This is a genomic window from Lentzea aerocolonigenes, from assembly GCF_000955955.1.
Taxonomy (GTDB): Bacteria; Actinomycetota; Actinomycetes; order Mycobacteriales; family Pseudonocardiaceae; genus Lentzea; species Lentzea aerocolonigenes_A.
In genome coordinates, this window is the sequence record NZ_JYJG01000479.1 from 1 (window position 1) to 14983 (window position 14983).

The following is a 14983-nucleotide window of genomic DNA, read 5'->3' on the forward strand; positions in this document are numbered from 1 at the left end:
GCAGGTCAGGCCAAGTGTCATAGGTGTCGTGCGCGTTTTCTCTCTCTTGACGTAACTCGACGACATAAAGAGGATGGTCATGTGAGGAAACTTGCGAGCAGTCAGCGTTCCAACGTCTGGGCAGATGGAGATCGGATCATCAAGCAGGTGATCGGCACCCGCGAAGCGTTCGACCGGGAGATCACCGCCCTGCGACTCGCTGAGCACACCGGCATGGTCCCGCGCATCCTCGACGTCGACCAGGACGACCAGACGGTGGTGCTGGAACGACTGAGGTCGGATCCGCCCGAGGAGGACTGGGTGATCGACTACGCCCGAGGACTCGCCAGGCTGCACATGGCCACCGGGGCCGAGCATGACGGCCAGTTGCCGCGTCAGGAGATTCCGGATCCGGAACCGTTTCTGAGGTTCGTCCGGGCCATGGATGTGGAGATCGGTAAGGCGGAGGAAGAACTGGTCTTCGAGGACACCGGGAAGTTCGACCTCCTGCACGGCGACCCGTGCCCCGGTAATGACGTGTATTCGGAACAAGGCGCCAGGTTCATCGACCTGGAGGGCGCGTCACTGGGCGATGGGCTCAGCGAACTCGTGTACCTGCGGATGGGATTTCCGACCTGCGCGACCGTTTCGGAGACGCCGAGGGAGTTGCGAGAGGCGGCGGAACAGGCCTACTTCGAGGAACGAGGAACCAAGAGCGGGCTCGAAGACGCCTGCGTGCGGTGGCTGGTGGAGGGGAACGCGTTGGTGCAGCGCTTCGAGCGCGACGGCACGGATCATCTCGCCAGGGTCGTCGACGAGGACTGGTTCTGGTACAGCACGACAGCGCGCGGCCGGCTGATGTTCCGGGCACGGGTGGTCGCCGAGTTCACCGAGACGCATCCGGAGATGAGTGCGTTGGCGCGCCGGTTGCACGAGCGGATGAGCAAGGTGTGGGAGCCGCAGCCGATCGACACGAGGCGCACCCACGTGTCATGACCAGGCGGACAACGACAGGCGAGAGGTGAACGAGCGATCGACGCCGGACACCGGGTCCACAAAGGACAAGGTGCGGGCCAGCAGCTGCAGAGGTGAGGAGAAGTCGTCCAGCGGACGTTCCTGCAGGATCGGGTAGAAGTCGTCGTTGACGATCGGGACACCCAGGCCGGACATGTGCAGGCGCAGCTGGTGGGTGCGGCCGGTCAACGGCTTCAGGTGATAGCGGCCCAAGCCGTTCCGGTGCTCCACCAGGGACACGTGGGTCTCGGCGTTCGGTGGACCGTCCACTTCGAACGCGGTGATGATGCCGCGCTCCTTGATGATCCGCGAACGGACCACGCACGGGAGTGACAACGACGGTGAGTAGGGCGCGATCGCCTCGTACTCCTTGGAAACCAGGCGGTCGCGGAACAGCGTCTGGTATTTGCCGCGGAGTTCGCGACGGACGACGAACATCACGAGCCCGGCGGTGACCCGGTCCAGGCGATGCGCGGGGGAGAGGTCGGGCAGGCCGAGGGAGTCGCGCAGCTTGACCAGCGCGGTCTGCATGATGTGCTGACCGCGCGGAATCGTGGCCAGGAAGTGCGGCTTGTCGGCGACCACGATGTCGTCGTCCTGGTAGACGACGCCGACCTCGAACGGGACGGGCACCTCGACGGGCAGATCGCGGTGGAACCAGATGTAGCTGTCCGGGATGAACGGCGCGTCGATGCCCAGCGGTCCGGAGACGCCCCAGATGCGTTCCTCCAGCAGCATTTCCTCGATCCGCGCCGGAGCTACCCGTGGCAGGCGTTCGACGAGGTGCTCGCGCAGCAGCAGCCACGAGCCCTCTGGCGGCAGCTTGAGGCGCGCGGCGTCCAGGCCGTTGCGCTGGGGGAGTGGAGAGGAAGGTTTGCGTCTCATTGCACGACCAGTCTAAACGGTCGGGAAAACCGAACGATATCGCTCGGAAAGATTCGCTGTACTGAAGAGAGGCGGGGAACGAGGCTGGGAGCATGGCAGTCTTCCTGGTCCTCGGTTCGGTCGTCTCGCTGCAGTTCGGCGCGGCCTTCGCGAGTCAGCTGTTCGGGCAGATCGGCGCGCCCGGCGCGACGGCGTTGAGGCTCGGCATCGCGGCGATCATGCTGGCCGTGGTCGTGAAACCGAAGTTCCGCCAGGAGACCGTCGTGCTCGGCATGACGATGGCCGGCATGAACGGCACGTTCTACCTCGCGCTCGACCGGATCCCGCTCGGCGTGGCGGTGACGATCGAGTTCCTGGGGCCGTTGGGACTCGCGGCGATCTTGAGCAGGCGGGCGAGGGACTTCGTGTGGGTCGGACTCGCGCTGGCCGGCGTGATCATCCTGGGAGTTCGTGAGTACACGGGCGCGCACCTGGACATGATCGGTGTGGTGCTGGCGTTGTTCGCGGCCGCGTTCTGGGCCTGTTACGTGCTGGCTGGACGGAAGCTCGCGACGGCTGGGCTCGGGACCGGCGGGCTCGCGGGGGCTAGCTTGATCGCGGCGGCACTCACGTTGCCGTACGGGTTGTCGACGGCCGGAACCAAGCTGTTCGAGCCCAAAATCCTGGTGCTCGGGACGTTGGTGGCGCTGCTGGCGTCCGCGATTCCGTACACGCTGGAGATCCGGGCGCTGAAAACGCTGCAGGCCAACACGTTCGGCGTCGTGCTGGCACTGGAACCGGCGGCGGCCGCGTTGGCCGGTGTGGCGATCTTGGGGCAGCACCTGAGCGTCATTTCGTTGTGCGCCATCGCATTGGTGATCACCGCGGGGGTTGGAGCCGCTCTGCGGAAAGCGCCAAGGCGTCGCGAAACGCCTGCACGGCAGGATGCTGACCTCGTCCTGCCCGTGCCGCAGTGAACAACAACCGGGACTGCGGAACGGGGAGCTCGTGCAGGTCGACGGTGACCTCGCGGTCGTACCAGACGAGATCGGGCAGCAGCGCGACCGCGAGTCCCCGTTCCACGAACCGCAGCTTGACGAGCACGTCGATCGACGAGAAGCGCACGTCCGGCTCGTAGCCGTGGCGGCGGCACCAGTTCACGTTGAAGATCCGCTGCGGCATGCCCTCGGTTTCCATGATCCACGGGAATGAGCCGACCTCGTCCACCGACAGTCCACGTGGGACGGCCAGCCGGATCGGGTCCCGGAACAGTTCCCGGTACTCCAGGCCGGAGAACCGCGGTTCCGGCTGATCCGGCCACTCCTCCAGGAACACGAGGTCGAAGTCGCGGGCGTTCAAGCCGGAAAGCGCTTCCGCGGGGTCGAGGACCTGGAACTCGATCCGAAGCGACGGATGCTCATCTCTCATGCGTGCCAACGTCGCGGGGATCAACGCGAGCGCCGCGGTCTGGAAGGTCGCGACCCGCAACGTGCCGGTGATCTCGTGCAGCGACGCGGCGACCTCCGACTCGGCCTGCTCCAGCCTGGTCAGCACTTCTTCGGTGTGCCGCACCAGAATTTCGGCCTGCGGAGTGAGCTTCACACGCCTGCCGACCGGTTCCAGCAACGGCACGCCGACCTCTGTTTCGAGCAACGACAGCTGCTGCGACACCGACGACGGGCTGTAGTTCAGCGCCTGGGCGACGGCCGCGAGCGTTCCTCTTTGGGAAAGTTCGCGCAGCAGTCGCAGACGATGGAGGTCGAACATCAGATCATTATCGGCTACGCTCCCGATACCGCCCCCTGAGAAAACGTGCTGTCCTCAGCACGTCTTGAGGAGGTATCGGTATGTCCAAACGACTCCGCATCGTCGCGGGGTTCGCGCTGGCAACCGGTCTGCTCGTGTCGGGCTCGCCCGCACAGGCTCAGGTCGAATCCGGTCCGTGGACCAGCTACTCGCCGTCGTTCAGCGTCCAGCAACGCGGCTGCGGCAAGGCCAGCGACCTCACGTTCCAGCTCACCTGCTCGACCGGTTCCGGCGACCAGCGTGCCGAGCGCCGGTACGCCACTTACACGGGCGGCACGCGACAGTTCGAGGGCAGCTTCCGGATCACGAGTCTCGGAGGCACCAGGGTCAGTCTCAAGCAGACGTTCAAGGACGACCCCGGCGCGGGTCCGTACTTCATGCTCGCCGTGGAACGCGGCGGCCGGTTGTACGCCGTGCACGGAGGCGACACGATCGCCAGCGGGGCGACCGTCGGCACGACCGTGCGCGTGAACACCGTGCACGTCGTCGGCAGCACCCACCGGACCTACATCAACGGCTCGAAGAAGCACGAGGTGTCGAGCTCCGGCGGGAACTTCTACGACAAGTTCGGCGCGTACCGGACCGCGAGCGGTCAGGGTCCGGCGACGGTCGTGTGGAGCAACATCAAGTTCTGGCGCAAGTGACCGCACCTAAGTGATCAAGCGCATTTCTGTGGTGGGACTGCTGTTCCTGGCTGCCTGCGGCCAGGAACAGCAGGACCTTGCGCTGACGTCCGAGCTGACCTCGCCGACCGACGTGACGCTGCACTGGCGTCCGGAGGCGGGAGCGGCGGGACAGGTCGTCGAGTACGCGAACGCTGCCGACGGCGAGTACGTGGTGCTGGAGTTCGCGCCACCCGCGCGGAACTCGTTCAAGCACCCGGACCTGATTCCGGAAACCCAGTTCTACTACCGGGTCCGGCCGTTCAGCGGGCCGTCATCGGCCACTGTGGACGTCACGTTGCCCCCTGGCGACGAGACACCGGAGATCGAAGGGCCGGACTGGACTGCGCCGCGCAAGGACGGCAAGGGCACCCATCCGGTGGCATCGCCGGAGGCAGCGGCGGTGAATCTGAAGGCGGAGGTCAAACACGCCAACGGGATCCTGTTCACGTGGGAGGACCAGGCGTCGGACGAGGACGGGTACCTCATCGAGGTCAAGCCCGCCGGTGCCGCGGACTACCGCGTCGCCGTGCAGCTCGACCCGGACACGACCTCGTACGGCGTGATCACACTCCCAGACGAGAAAACCGCGACCTATCGGGTGCGGGCTTTCCGGTTCGGAGCGGCGTCGAACCTGACGCATCAGACGACGGGGAAGGCCTGAGGGCGTGTCTGGCACTCCACGCGCTCGCGGCGAGAAGTAACGCCGCGAGCGCGTAGGGCCAGTTGGTTCTCTCCGTGACGGCGAGGCCGAGGTCGATCAAGGCCAGCAGGCAGAAAGTGCTGCTCAGCAGCCACCAGGTCAGGTTGTCAGCGCGTGCGTCGGCGGTCATGCGGGTGGGCTACCCGTTTTCGATCGCCTTCACACCTTCTTCCTCTTCTTTTTTCTCGCCGCGGCGGCGCATGAACCCGAAACCGGGGATGCCGAGGATCGCCTGGCGCATGTCGCTGGTGACTTCCAGCAGCTGGTGGACCTCGGGACCGACCCGGTCGAGCGTCGCGAGGATCGGCAGGATGTCGCTGGTCAGGTGCTCGGTCAGCACCGGCAGCTCGTCGACCAGCTTGATCGCGGCCTCGACCTCGTGCGGCGACAGTTCCTCGACGAACCGCTTCGCGAGCGGCTGGGCCTGCTTGGCGATCGGCTCGTAGATGCCGATCAGCTCGTTGGCCGTGTGCGCGGTGTGGCCGGCGGTCGTGACGACCTGCGCGGCCCGTTCCGTGATGTCGCCGGCGCTCGCGGTGATCGCGCGGACCTCGTCGCCGGCCTTCTCCGCGTCCGACACGACGTGGGTGGTGCGGTCGACCAGTTCGTCGGCCTTCTTGATGATGCCGTCGATCGCGTCGACCGTGCCGTTGACCTTGCGGACGAGCTGCTCGACCTCGGTGATCAGGTCGAGCACGCGACCGGGGACCGCGGCGACGGTCGCGGTGGTGTCGACGACGGTGTTGATGGCGAAGCCGAGCGCCTTGCCGGCCAGACCCATGCCGGGGATCTCCATACGTCCACTCTGCCCTATGCGTTGATCGTTTTGGGGGAGCGCCATTCGTTTTCCAAAACTGTCAGACCCCGTCATTAGAGTCCTTGATGTCCGCCAGCTGGCTGACCGGGCGATCCGGGAACCGTGCACCGTCCGAAGTTGTCATAGCCGGGGGTTAGCATCCCCGGCGGGCGAGGGAGGCGCGCATGGCTTGGTGGCACCGGATCAGACGCATTATCTCCGGTGGAGGGCGGGAATCGGCGAGTTTCGTCGCGGCACTGCTGGGTGTTCTGGTGCTCGCGGGCGCCGCGCTCGGGCAGGGCATCTCGCGCACGCAGGTGGCTGTGTCGGACGGGCTCACCTGGCTGGGCGACGACCAGCGCGGTGAGGTCGTGCAGGTCAACCCGATGTCGGGCAAGCCGCAGACGCGGTTGCAGATCAGCGGGCCCGACTCGCAGCTGGAGATCGCGCAGGAGGACGGCCGGCTGATCGTCCTGAACCGGCGGACCGGCGAGATCACCGTGATCGACCTCGCGACGTTGCTGGCCTCTGGCCGGCGGCAGGCGCCTCCCGGAGCGTCGAGCAAGGTGCTGGTGTCGAACGGGATGGTGTTCGTCGTCGACCGCGCGACCGGCACGATCCACACCGCGGATCCGCTGACGCTGGCCGATGTCGGGCAGACGTGGCAGGCCGGGCAACCGCTTGCCGACGCCGTCGTGGACGAGCGCGGTGTGCTGTGGCTGGTCGATCACGGTGGCACGTTGCGGTCGCTGGACTGGTCGGATGACGAGGAGCGGTTCCAGGAGCGCTCGCAGCGGCAGATCACGGGTGCCGGGCCGCGCACGGTGCTGGTGCCGCACGACCAGGGCGTCACGCTGATCGGTCTCGACGGCGGTGTCGTGGTGCGTGACGGCACCGGTGCGTGACGGCACCGGTGCGGACGTGTCGTCGTCCACTGATCGCACGGATTCCGAGGTGATCGCGGCGCAGAGCGCGCCGACGGACCTCGTGCCCGCGTCGGTGCCGGACTCGTCCGTGGTCGTGCTCGTGGTCGACGGGCAGGTGATGCGCGTCGACGTGGGTGCGCTGGGCTGTCCGAAGCCGGGCCGGCCCGCGGTGTTCCGCGACAAGGTCTACGTGCCGTGCAAGGGATCCGGCAAGGTCATCATCCTCGACCGCGGTGGCCGTCGCGGTGGCGACGACGTGCGCACGTCCGGTGGGAACGACCCCGAGCTGGTGTTCGACGACGGCCGGTTGTTCGTGAACGTGCCGGGCTCGTCGACGGGTGTGCTGGTCGACACCGATGGCGCGACGCGGTCGTTGACGATCCGCAGCCCCGAACTGCCGGTGAAGGACCCGGACCGCTCGCCGCCGCCGTCGGTGCCCCCGCCCCCGCCGCCGAACCCGGACGAGCCGACGAAGCCGCCGCGCAATCCCGGCGGCAACAACGGGCCGACGACCGAGGTGAACACGCCTCCGAGCATGCCTTCCTCGACGGCGCCACCCGCTCCCGGTGCTCCCGCTGCTCCTGCCGGCGTGACGGTGCGGGAGAAGTCGCGCACCTCTTCAGCGGTTGTCGTGACGGTGAGCTGGACGGCGGCTGTGTCGGCTGAGCCTGTTGTCGGCTACACCGTGACGGGTTCCGGTTCGTTCAGCGGTGGGTCGGTGTCGGCCCAGTCGGGCGGCACGTCGGCTGATCTGTCGTTGCCGTGTGCGGGTTCGACGTTCTGCACGAGCGGCCGGCTGGACGTTTCCGTGCGTGCGTCGACGGCCACGACGGCGGGTGCGTCGGGCATGGCCGCGTTCACGGTGACGGCGCCGAACACTCCGCCGCCCAACACACCGCCACCGAACACTCCGCCACCGAACACGCCACCTCCCAACACCCCGCCGCCGAACACCCCTCCGCCCACCACGACCACCACGCCGCCTCCACCCCCGCCGTCGTTGCCGACCGCGGGCGCCGCGGTGATCAGCTCGATCACCGGTGGCCGGATGGCGTCGAGGCGCACGGTGAACATGGCCCCACCGGCGGACTGGGCGAGCCACAACGGGCGCTGTGAGGTCGTGAACAAGACGCAGGGTTACTCGGTGGGCATCGCCTGCACCGCCACCACCGCACAGATCGACCTGGAAGAGGGCATCAACTCGATCGTGGTGCGCGCGTACGCGGCGTCCGGCGGTGGTCAGGTCGACTCCGCGGCGAAGAACGCGAACTTCATCCTGGACGAGTGCCAGGGCAAGCCCGGCTGCATTCCGCGGCTGGCTCCTGCCGGGACCGCGCCTGCGGGTGCGGGCGGTTTAGGGCTGTTGGCGTGTGCGTTCCTGTTGCGCATCGGTGTACGCAGAGAAGAGGAAAAGTGATCGACACCGGTGAGGTTTCCGCCTTCCGCGACCTGCACACCCGGCTCGGAGATGCCGTCGAGAGCGCGGTGCGCGGCAAGCGCGACGTGGTCGACCTGGTGCTCGTGGCGATGTTCGCGGGCGGCCACGTGCTGCTGGAAGACGTGCCGGGCACGGGAAAGACGACGCTGGCGCGTGCGGTGGCCGGTGCGTTGGGCGGTGTGTCGCGGCGTGTGCAGTTCACGCCGGACCTGCTGCCGTCGGACGTCACGGGCACGTCGGTCTACGACCCGCAGACGGGGCAGATCCGGTTCAGGCCGGGCCCGGTGTTCGCGAACATCGTGCTGGCGGACGAGATCAACCGCGCCGCCGCCAAGACGCAGTCGGCGTTGCTGGAGGTCATGGAGGAGCGGACCGTCACGATCGACGGTGTCGGGCACGCGGTGCCGGACCCGTTCCTGGTGGTGGCGACGCAGAACCCGATCGACCTCGACGGCACGTACCGGTTGCCCGAGGCGCAGCTGGACAGGTTCATGCTGCGCACCTCGATCGGCTATCCGTCGGTGGAGGACGAGCTGGACGTGCTGCGTCCTGGCAGTGGTGCCGGGCGGATCGCGGACGTGCGGACGGTGACGTCGCCGCGTGAGGTGAGTGCGTTCAGCGGGCGGCTTTCGTTGCTGCACGTGGCCGATCCAATCCTGCAGTACATCTCGGCTTTGGGCGTGGGCACGCGATCGGATGAGCGGCTGCGGCTCGGCACGTCGACTCGTGGTCTGCGGACACTGGTGCGGTGCGCGCAGGTGTACGCGGCGTCGAAGGGCCGGCACTTCGTGGTGCCGCAGGACGTTCAGGACATCGCGGACCCGGTGCTGGCCCACCGGCTGGTGCTGACACGGGAGAGCGTGCTGGCGGGCGTCACGACGTCCGAGGTGCTGGCCGACGTGCTCTCGCGCGTGCCGGTGCCCAAGCCTGCCGCGCAATGAGACTCACGTTGCGCGGCACCGGGGTCGTGGTGCTGGGCCTGTTGATGCTCGGTGTCGGGCTGTGGTGGCGCTACGCGGGCATGGCCGCTTTCGGACTTGCCCTGACCGCTTTGGTCGTGGCGTCGGTGGTCTCGGTGCTGGTTGCTTCGCCGTTGACCGTGTCGCGTTCGGTTCGTCCGCGTACCGTGCCTCGGCTGGCTCGGTGCAACGGGCGGCTGGAGCTGTCGGCTGTCGGTCGATGGCCGGTCGCGCTGGACGCCGTGGACATGGTGGCCGGGGCGGCCATGTCGGTGGATGTGCCTTTGCTCAAGCCGGGTGTGGTCGAGGCGGTCGACTACGCGATCCCGACTGAGCGGCGCGGTGTGTTCGACGTGGGCCCGTTGACGTTGCGGCGCAAGGGATTGGCCGGGCTGGCGCAGGCTCGCACGGTTCTGGGCGAGGTCGTGCAGGTCCGGGTGGTGCCGAGGGTGCTGCCCGTGCGCGGCCTGCCGTCCGGTGCTCGGCGCGGCCAAGTCGGTGCTGACGAACGCGTCGAACGTGGCGGCACCGACCTGGTGGGCCTGCGGGAGTACGTGCCGGGTGACGATCTGCGGCGGCTGCACTGGGCGACTTCCGCGCGCACCGGCACGTTGATGATCCGCGAGGACGCCGACCCCGCCCGCCCGCACCTGGCCGTGCTGCTCGACGACAGCGTTTCTTCTTATCTTGAGGCGCAACGGTTCGAGGAGGCCGTGGAGGTGGCGGCCTCGCTGATCACCTCGGCCTTGGAGCAGGGGCACCCGGTGCGGCTGCTGACGTCGTCCGGCGGCATCGATCTCGAGGAGACGCAGGACTCGGCGCCGATTCTGGCGGCATTGGCGGACCTGGAGCTGCAGGACGTCGACGGTCGGCCGACCGTTCCGGTGCGCGACCTCGACGTGGTGGCGGTGATCAGCGGGAAGACCGTGCCCGCGCTGGTGCTGGAGGCCGGGCGGGCTGCGTTCGGCACGGTGCTGGTGGTGGACGAGAAGCGGCCGGTGAGCGCTGCAGGCTCGGTGCTGGTGATCAGCGGTGGTCGCGCGGAGGACCTCGTCGACTCGTGGAACGCGGTGGTGGCGCGGTGAAGGCGGCGTTCGGTGCAGGCGGTGGTGGCTGGGCTGTGGCGGTCGCGGGACGTGGTGTTGGTGCAGTGACGCGGGCGCTTGGTGTACGCGGTTGTGGTCGCTGGGCTGTTGCGGTCGTGGAACCTGGTGTTGGTGCGGTGAAGTCGGCGTTGGCGTACCGCGGTTTTGGTAGTTGGGCTGTTGCGGTTGCGGGACGTCGTGGTGGCACGGTGACGCGGGCGCTTGGTGCATGCGGTGGTGGTGGTTCGGCTGTCGCGGTCGTGGAACCTGGTGTCGGTGCGATGAGGTCGGCGTTGGCGCACCGCGGTTCTGGCGGTTGGCGTGATGCGCTCGCGGGACGTGGTGGTGGCGCGGTGAGATCTGCGTTGGTGCACTCGGTTTCGGTGGTGGCGGGATGAAGTACGCCTGGGTTGCCGCTGTCCTGGTGGTCGGTGCGCTGCAGCTGGCGCGGGCGTGGGACGGGGCGTTCGTCTACTTCGGACTTGCTGCGCTCGTCGGGTTCCTCGCGCTGCTGTTGAAGCGGATCGTTCCCGCCGGGTTGGCTGCTCTCGCTGTCATGGTCGTGGCGATGGCGGGCGGGTTCTTCGCTGCTCGTGGTGCGACGCCTGATCGTGACCCGACCTGGGTGCTGCTGGACACCGTGCCTCGGCTGCTCACGGCTGCCCGGCCGGCTCCGGCGACGCCTGAGTTGCTGGTGCCCGGGTTGTTGCTGATCATCGGTGTCTCGGTCGGGACGGTGCTGTCGGTGACCAAGCGGGGGACGGCGTTGTTCGTTCCTGCGTTGGGTGCGGCGGTGCTGTACGTGTCGGCGGCATTGCTCACGACCGGTCGTTCTGACCGCTACGGCGTGGTCGCCCTGGTCCTGGTCGTGTTGCTGGCGTTGGGCTGGCTGATCATCGACCGGCGTGGGCCCGTGGTGCCGCCCGCGGTGCTGGCGGTGGCTTTGGCGGCGCTGACGTTGGTGGCTTTTGTGTTGCCCACCAACGGTTTTGAGCCGCGCAAGCTCGTCACGCCGCCCGTCACCGACGTGGCGATCGCGAACCCGTTGCCGCAGCTCGCGGCGTGGGCCGCGGCGGGTGACACGGAGCTGTTCCGGATGCGCGGGCCCGAGGTGCCGGTGCGGCTGGTGACGTTGAGCCGGTACTCGGGCGCGTCGTGGGAGGCGGCGTCGGTCTACGGGCCGTTGGGTGTGGTGGATGCGCCGGATCTTCCTACTGGTGGGAAGTTCCAGGACGCCAGCGTCGATCTGACGATCACCGGGTTGCAGGGCGAGTGGCTGCCCGGGGTGGGGAAGCCGCAGGCGGTGTCGCTGAGCGATGCCATGGTGGATCCCGACACCGGCTCGCTGGTCGTGGCGGAAGGGTTGAGGACGGGGCTCAGCTACACGGTTCGCGGGGTGCTGGAGACTCCCGCCGACACGGACTTGGCTTCCGCTGCGGTGCCTGCCGACGCGACGCGGTACACGGCGTTGCCGCGGTTGCCGTTCACGCTGGCGGAGTACGCGCGGCAGGCTACGCAGAACGCCCGCACCCCGTACGAGAAGGCGGTGGCGCTGGAGCAGGTCGTGCGGCTGAACCGGCGGCCGGACGCCGAGGCGCCGGTCGGGTCGTCTTACGCGCGGCTGGAGACGTTCCTGTTCGGTGCCGCCGGTGAGGCAGGGGCCGGGGCGGGGACGGCTGAGCAGTTCGCCTCGGCTTACGCCGTGCTGGCGCGGGCGGTGGGGTTGCCGACGCGGGTGGTGGTCGGGTTCCAGCCGGTGCCGGAGCAGAACGGCGAGCGGATCGTGCGGGCCGCGGACGCCACCGCCTGGCCAGAGGTCTACTTCAGCGGGTGGGGCTGGGTGGCGTTCGACCCGGTGTCCGGCAACGGCAGCGGGCCCAGCGCGGCCTCGAAGCGCGAGGTGCTGAACAGGCTCGCGTCCACCACGGCCAAGCCGACGCCGACGTCGTTGCCCTCGGTGCCGCCGCTGGTGCAGCCGACCGCGGTGAAGCCGGACGTTCAGGCTGCACCGCCCGCGCCCGCCGGGTTCCCGTTCTGGGTGTTCGCGCCGGTGTTGTTGCTCTTCGTGCTGTACGTGGCGCGGACGTCGAGGCGGCTGCGGTTGCGGGCGGCCGGGCCGGTCGGGGCGTGGCACGAGGTGCTGGACTCGTTGCAGCTGGCGGGACTGCGGCCGCGGGCGAACCGGACGGTGCCGGACGTGGGGCGGGAGTGGGGCGAGGCCGGGGCTCGGCTCGCGGTGCTGGTGGACCAGGCCGCGTTCGCGCCTGCGCCCGAGCGCGTGGAGCACAGCTGGCGACTCGCCCGGCAGGTGCGGAAAGCGGTGCGGCGCAAGGCTTCCTGGTGGCGCAAGGTGGTGTGGGCGATCGACCCGAGGCCGTTGTTCAGACGCTAGGCACGGCTGGAGGCACGAAGCGGTCTCAGTTCTTGTTGGCGCAGACCTTCGCCGAGCTGCCGCGTTCGCCGTTGTCGCCGAACGCCGCGATCTGGAAGCAACGGCGCTGCCCGCCACCGTCCTCGACCACGTACTTGGTGGCGCCGCCCGTCACCTGCATCAGCGGGACGCCCGTCGGGCCCGTCACGTCGATCACCACGAACTGGGCCCTGCCGCCGCTCGGGTCCGACCACTCCAGCTCGATCGCCTTGCCGTGGTACTCGGCGCGTTTGAGCACCGGCACGAACTTCGGATCGGCGTTCGGGGGCGGGCCCGCGTCGGTGGAGCCCGTGGTGGGGACCGGGATCGTGGTGGTCACCGGGGGCTGGGACCGCTTGTCGTCAGGGCGGTTGAGGAGCATGCCCGCCACGACGCCGCCGGTCACGGCCACCACGGCGAGCAGCGCGAGGACGCCGCCGCGCTTGCTCCTGCGGACCGGGGCGGTCATCGGTTCGACCGGTGGGAGGTCGACCGACGGCAGCACGGCCACAGGAGGCGGGGGAGGAGACGCGATGACGTCCTGGCGGCGGTAGGTGAGGTCCTCCAGCCGACCTCGCCAGGAGTTGTCGGGTTCCGGCTCGGGTTCGGGTTCCGGCTCCGGTTCGGGGACGTAGCCGCGCGGGCCGAAACCGGGTGCCTCGGTCGGGCCCTCCGGGAAGAAGACCGTGCGTTCGCCCAGCATCGCCGTCGAGTCGGGGTCCACAATGGACACAGCGGGCGCGGTGGAGGTGGCCGCGTTGACGGCCATCAGGGCGTCTCGGAGTTCGAGAGCCGAACCGAAGCGTTCGGCGCGGTCCTTGCGCAGGCAGCGGTTGATCACGGCGACCAGCGCCGCGGGTACGTCGAACCGGGTCAGCGAACGGGGTTCGGAGCGGGACACGCGGCCGACGTAGGAGAGGAGCGTGTCCTCGTCCGGGTTGTCGGAGGCGAACGGCGGCTTGCCCTCCAGCAGCGTGAAGAGCGTGGAGCCGAGCGACCAGATGTCGTCGGCGAACGACGGGGTGCCGCCCTCCAGCATCTGCGGGGCCGCGTGGCGGTAGCTGACCATCTGCAGCGACGCGGAGTGGCCCGCGTCGGCGCCGCGGGCGATGCCGAAGTCGGCCAGCACGTACGAAGTAGGGAGCACCAGGACGTTCTGCGGCTTCACGTCGCGGTGCAGGATGCTCTGGCCGTGGGCGAACGCGAGCGCGTCGGCGACGGCGATGCCCGCGGACACCACGTCCGGCACGGGCAACGGGCCCATGGCGCGCAACCGGTCGTGCAGCGAGCCGCGTTCGTAGTACTCCATGACGATGCACGGGCGGCCGTCCGGCAGCGTGCCCGTGTCGAGCACGGTGACGATGTGCGGGTGCTGGCGGCCGAGCTCGACGGTGATGGCCAGTTCGCGGCGGAAACGGACCAGCGTCGCCGGATCGGTCACCTGCAGGACCTTGACGGCGACGTCGCGACCCAGGCCGTCCTGGCGGGCGCGGTAGATCGTGCCCTCGCCGCCCTGCGCGATCACGCGGAATCCGCTGTAGCCGGGCAACGCGACCTCGGGTGCCGGCGCGGCACCGGCAGCGGGTGCCCAGGCCATCAGATCGTCTTCCACCAACGGATCCTAACCCGCGACGACAGGCTCACCCGGAAGTTCGCCGCCGCCGCGGGAAAGGTTCAGTCGGTGAGCACTTTCACCTGGAATCCCAACGACTGCAGCATTCCGGTGAGCATCACGCGGGTGTTGTCCTCCGCGCGCTTCAGCAGCTCGGACTTCTGCGCGGCCTCCGTGAGCTTGGCCTCGGCGGCGAGGTAGAACCGTTGCTGGTCGGGAGGTCCCGCCAGCGCCTGGAGATCGTTGATCAGCCCGCGTTCCTGGCTGAAGATGTACGACCGGTCGTGGTGCAGGTTCGGTTTGTCCAGCTGCGGCTTCGGCAGGCGGATTTCGACCGTTTTGCGGTCAGGGGACAGGACCAGCCCGTCGTCCTTCAACGAGCCGAGATCGACGTAGGCGTTCACCGACCCGGCCGCGACGAACAGCGTGCGTTCGCCGGCGAGTGCCGCGGGTACCCACTTCACGTCGTTCTCGATGTCGAGCACGACCTGGAACTCGCCTGCTGCCGCGTGGTACTGGCTGAGGTCCCGGACCGACTTGAGCATCGCGGGCTGGCTGCGGTCGATCGACGAGTCACCGAAGGGCTTGAACTGCCCGAACACGTACAGCGCCGCGCCGAGGAGAATGAAGAAGGCCGCGACCAGAGCTCCACGCGTCACCCAGCGCCTGTCCACGGCGTTGGTGTACCCGTGAGGTGATGCGCTCACACGGGCTGTATGGGCTAATCGA

General features: G+C 68.6%; 14 protein-coding genes. 9 read left to right on the top strand and 5 right to left on the bottom strand.

What is annotated here, in order from left to right:
- Positions 1 to 81 precede the first annotated feature (81 nt).
- Positions 82 to 975 (top strand): phosphotransferase, encoded by an 894-nt coding sequence (locus UK23_RS44135; protein ID WP_045317811.1) that lies wholly within the window; start codon positions 82 to 84, stop codon positions 973 to 975.
- On the opposite strand, the gene UK23_RS44140 is transcribed toward UK23_RS44135, so the two are convergent.
- The gene (locus UK23_RS44140; RefSeq protein WP_045317812.1) at positions 970 to 1878 is read right to left on the bottom strand and encodes an RluA family pseudouridine synthase; all 909 of its coding nucleotides are present in this window, start codon (positions 1876 to 1878) and stop codon (positions 970 to 972) included. The two genes, UK23_RS44135 and UK23_RS44140, sit on opposite strands and share 6 nt — an antisense overlap.
- Positions 1879 to 1970: 92 nt before the next feature.
- On the opposite strand from UK23_RS44140, the gene UK23_RS44145 reads away from it, so the two are divergent.
- On the top strand, positions 1971 to 2834 hold the full coding sequence (locus tag UK23_RS44145; RefSeq protein WP_063778177.1) for an EamA family transporter: 864 nt from the start codon (positions 1971 to 1973) through the stop codon (positions 2832 to 2834).
- On the opposite strand, the gene UK23_RS44150 is transcribed toward UK23_RS44145, so the two are convergent.
- Positions 2737 to 3624, bottom strand: a complete 888-nt coding sequence (locus UK23_RS44150) for a LysR family transcriptional regulator (protein ID WP_045317813.1) — start codon at positions 3622 to 3624, stop codon at positions 2737 to 2739. The two genes, UK23_RS44145 and UK23_RS44150, sit on opposite strands and share 98 nt — an antisense overlap.
- An 80-nt stretch (positions 3625 to 3704) precedes the next feature.
- Here UK23_RS44150 and UK23_RS44155 point away from each other — a divergent pair, with 80 nt between their 5' ends.
- Together UK23_RS44155 and UK23_RS44160 are read left to right on the top strand one after the other, a co-directional pair.
- Entirely contained in the window at positions 3705 to 4307 is a 603-nt protein-coding gene (locus UK23_RS44155) for a hypothetical protein (RefSeq protein WP_045317814.1), read from the top strand.
- 10 nt (positions 4308 to 4317) lie between these two features.
- Positions 4318 to 4989, top strand: coding sequence for a fibronectin type III domain-containing protein (locus UK23_RS44160; protein WP_082115467.1), 672 nt, complete (start codon positions 4318 to 4320; stop codon positions 4987 to 4989).
- Positions 4990 to 5167: 178 nt separating this feature from the next.
- Here UK23_RS44160 and UK23_RS44165 read toward each other — a convergent pair whose 3' ends face one another.
- A complete protein-coding gene (locus UK23_RS44165) occupies positions 5168 to 5824 on the bottom strand; it encodes a hypothetical protein (RefSeq protein ID WP_045317815.1) in 657 nt (218 codons plus the stop codon).
- 185 nt (positions 5825 to 6009) lie between these two features.
- On the opposite strand from UK23_RS44165, the gene UK23_RS44170 reads away from it, so the two are divergent.
- The 5 genes from UK23_RS44170 to UK23_RS44190 all read left to right on the top strand — a co-directional run bounded on the left by UK23_RS44170 (position 6010) and on the right by UK23_RS44190 (position 12624).
- Complete coding sequence (locus UK23_RS44170; RefSeq protein ID WP_045317816.1) at positions 6010 to 6729, top strand: hypothetical protein; 720 nt, start codon at positions 6010 to 6012, stop codon at positions 6727 to 6729.
- On the top strand, positions 6710 to 8167 hold the full coding sequence (locus tag UK23_RS52325; protein WP_045317817.1) for a hypothetical protein: 1458 nt from the start codon (positions 6710 to 6712) through the stop codon (positions 8165 to 8167). Before UK23_RS44170 ends, UK23_RS52325 begins: the two co-directional genes overlap by 20 nt.
- Positions 8164 to 9129, top strand: a complete 966-nt coding sequence (locus UK23_RS44180) for an AAA family ATPase (protein ID WP_045317818.1) — start codon at positions 8164 to 8166, stop codon at positions 9127 to 9129. Before UK23_RS52325 ends, UK23_RS44180 begins: the two co-directional genes overlap by 4 nt.
- Entirely contained in the window at positions 9126 to 10232 is a 1107-nt protein-coding gene (locus tag UK23_RS44185) for a DUF58 domain-containing protein (RefSeq protein ID WP_045317819.1), read from the top strand. Before UK23_RS44180 ends, UK23_RS44185 begins: the two co-directional genes overlap by 4 nt.
- Positions 10233 to 10626: 394 nt before the next feature.
- Positions 10627 to 12624, top strand: a complete 1998-nt coding sequence (locus UK23_RS44190) for a transglutaminase domain-containing protein (protein WP_045317820.1) — start codon at positions 10627 to 10629, stop codon at positions 12622 to 12624.
- Between the two features lie 25 nt (positions 12625 to 12649).
- Here the strand turns inward: UK23_RS44190 and UK23_RS49490 are convergent, their stop codons facing one another.
- Together UK23_RS49490 and UK23_RS44200 are read right to left on the bottom strand one after the other, a co-directional pair.
- On the bottom strand, positions 12650 to 14254 hold the full coding sequence (locus UK23_RS49490; protein ID WP_052685588.1) for a serine/threonine-protein kinase: 1605 nt from the start codon (positions 14252 to 14254) through the stop codon (positions 12650 to 12652).
- A gap of 62 nt (positions 14255 to 14316) precedes the next feature.
- Entirely contained in the window at positions 14317 to 14961 is a 645-nt protein-coding gene (locus UK23_RS44200) for a DUF4230 domain-containing protein (protein WP_330770612.1), read from the bottom strand.
- Positions 14962 to 14983: the final 22 nt, after the last annotated feature.

Excerpts from the sequence above, each read along its gene's own strand:
- UK23_RS44140 (WP_045317812.1), bottom strand. The coding sequence starts at position 1,878 with ATGAGACGCAAACCTTCCTCTCCACTCCCCCAGCGCAACGGCCTGGAC.
- UK23_RS44145 (WP_063778177.1), top strand. The coding sequence starts at position 1,971 with ATGGCAGTCTTCCTGGTCCTCGGTTCGGTCGTCTCGCTGCAGTTCGGC.
- UK23_RS44150 (WP_045317813.1), bottom strand. The coding sequence starts at position 3,624 with ATGTTCGACCTCCATCGTCTGCGACTGCTGCGCGAACTTTCCCAAAGA.
- UK23_RS44155 (WP_045317814.1), top strand. The coding sequence starts at position 3,705 with ATGTCCAAACGACTCCGCATCGTCGCGGGGTTCGCGCTGGCAACCGGT.
- UK23_RS44165 (WP_045317815.1), bottom strand. The coding sequence starts at position 5,824 with ATGGAGATCCCCGGCATGGGTCTGGCCGGCAAGGCGCTCGGCTTCGCC.
- UK23_RS44170 (WP_045317816.1), top strand. The coding sequence starts at position 6,010 with ATGGCTTGGTGGCACCGGATCAGACGCATTATCTCCGGTGGAGGGCGG.
- UK23_RS44185 (WP_045317819.1), top strand. The coding sequence starts at position 9,126 with ATGAGACTCACGTTGCGCGGCACCGGGGTCGTGGTGCTGGGCCTGTTG.
- UK23_RS44190 (WP_045317820.1), top strand. The coding sequence starts at position 10,627 with ATGAAGTACGCCTGGGTTGCCGCTGTCCTGGTGGTCGGTGCGCTGCAG.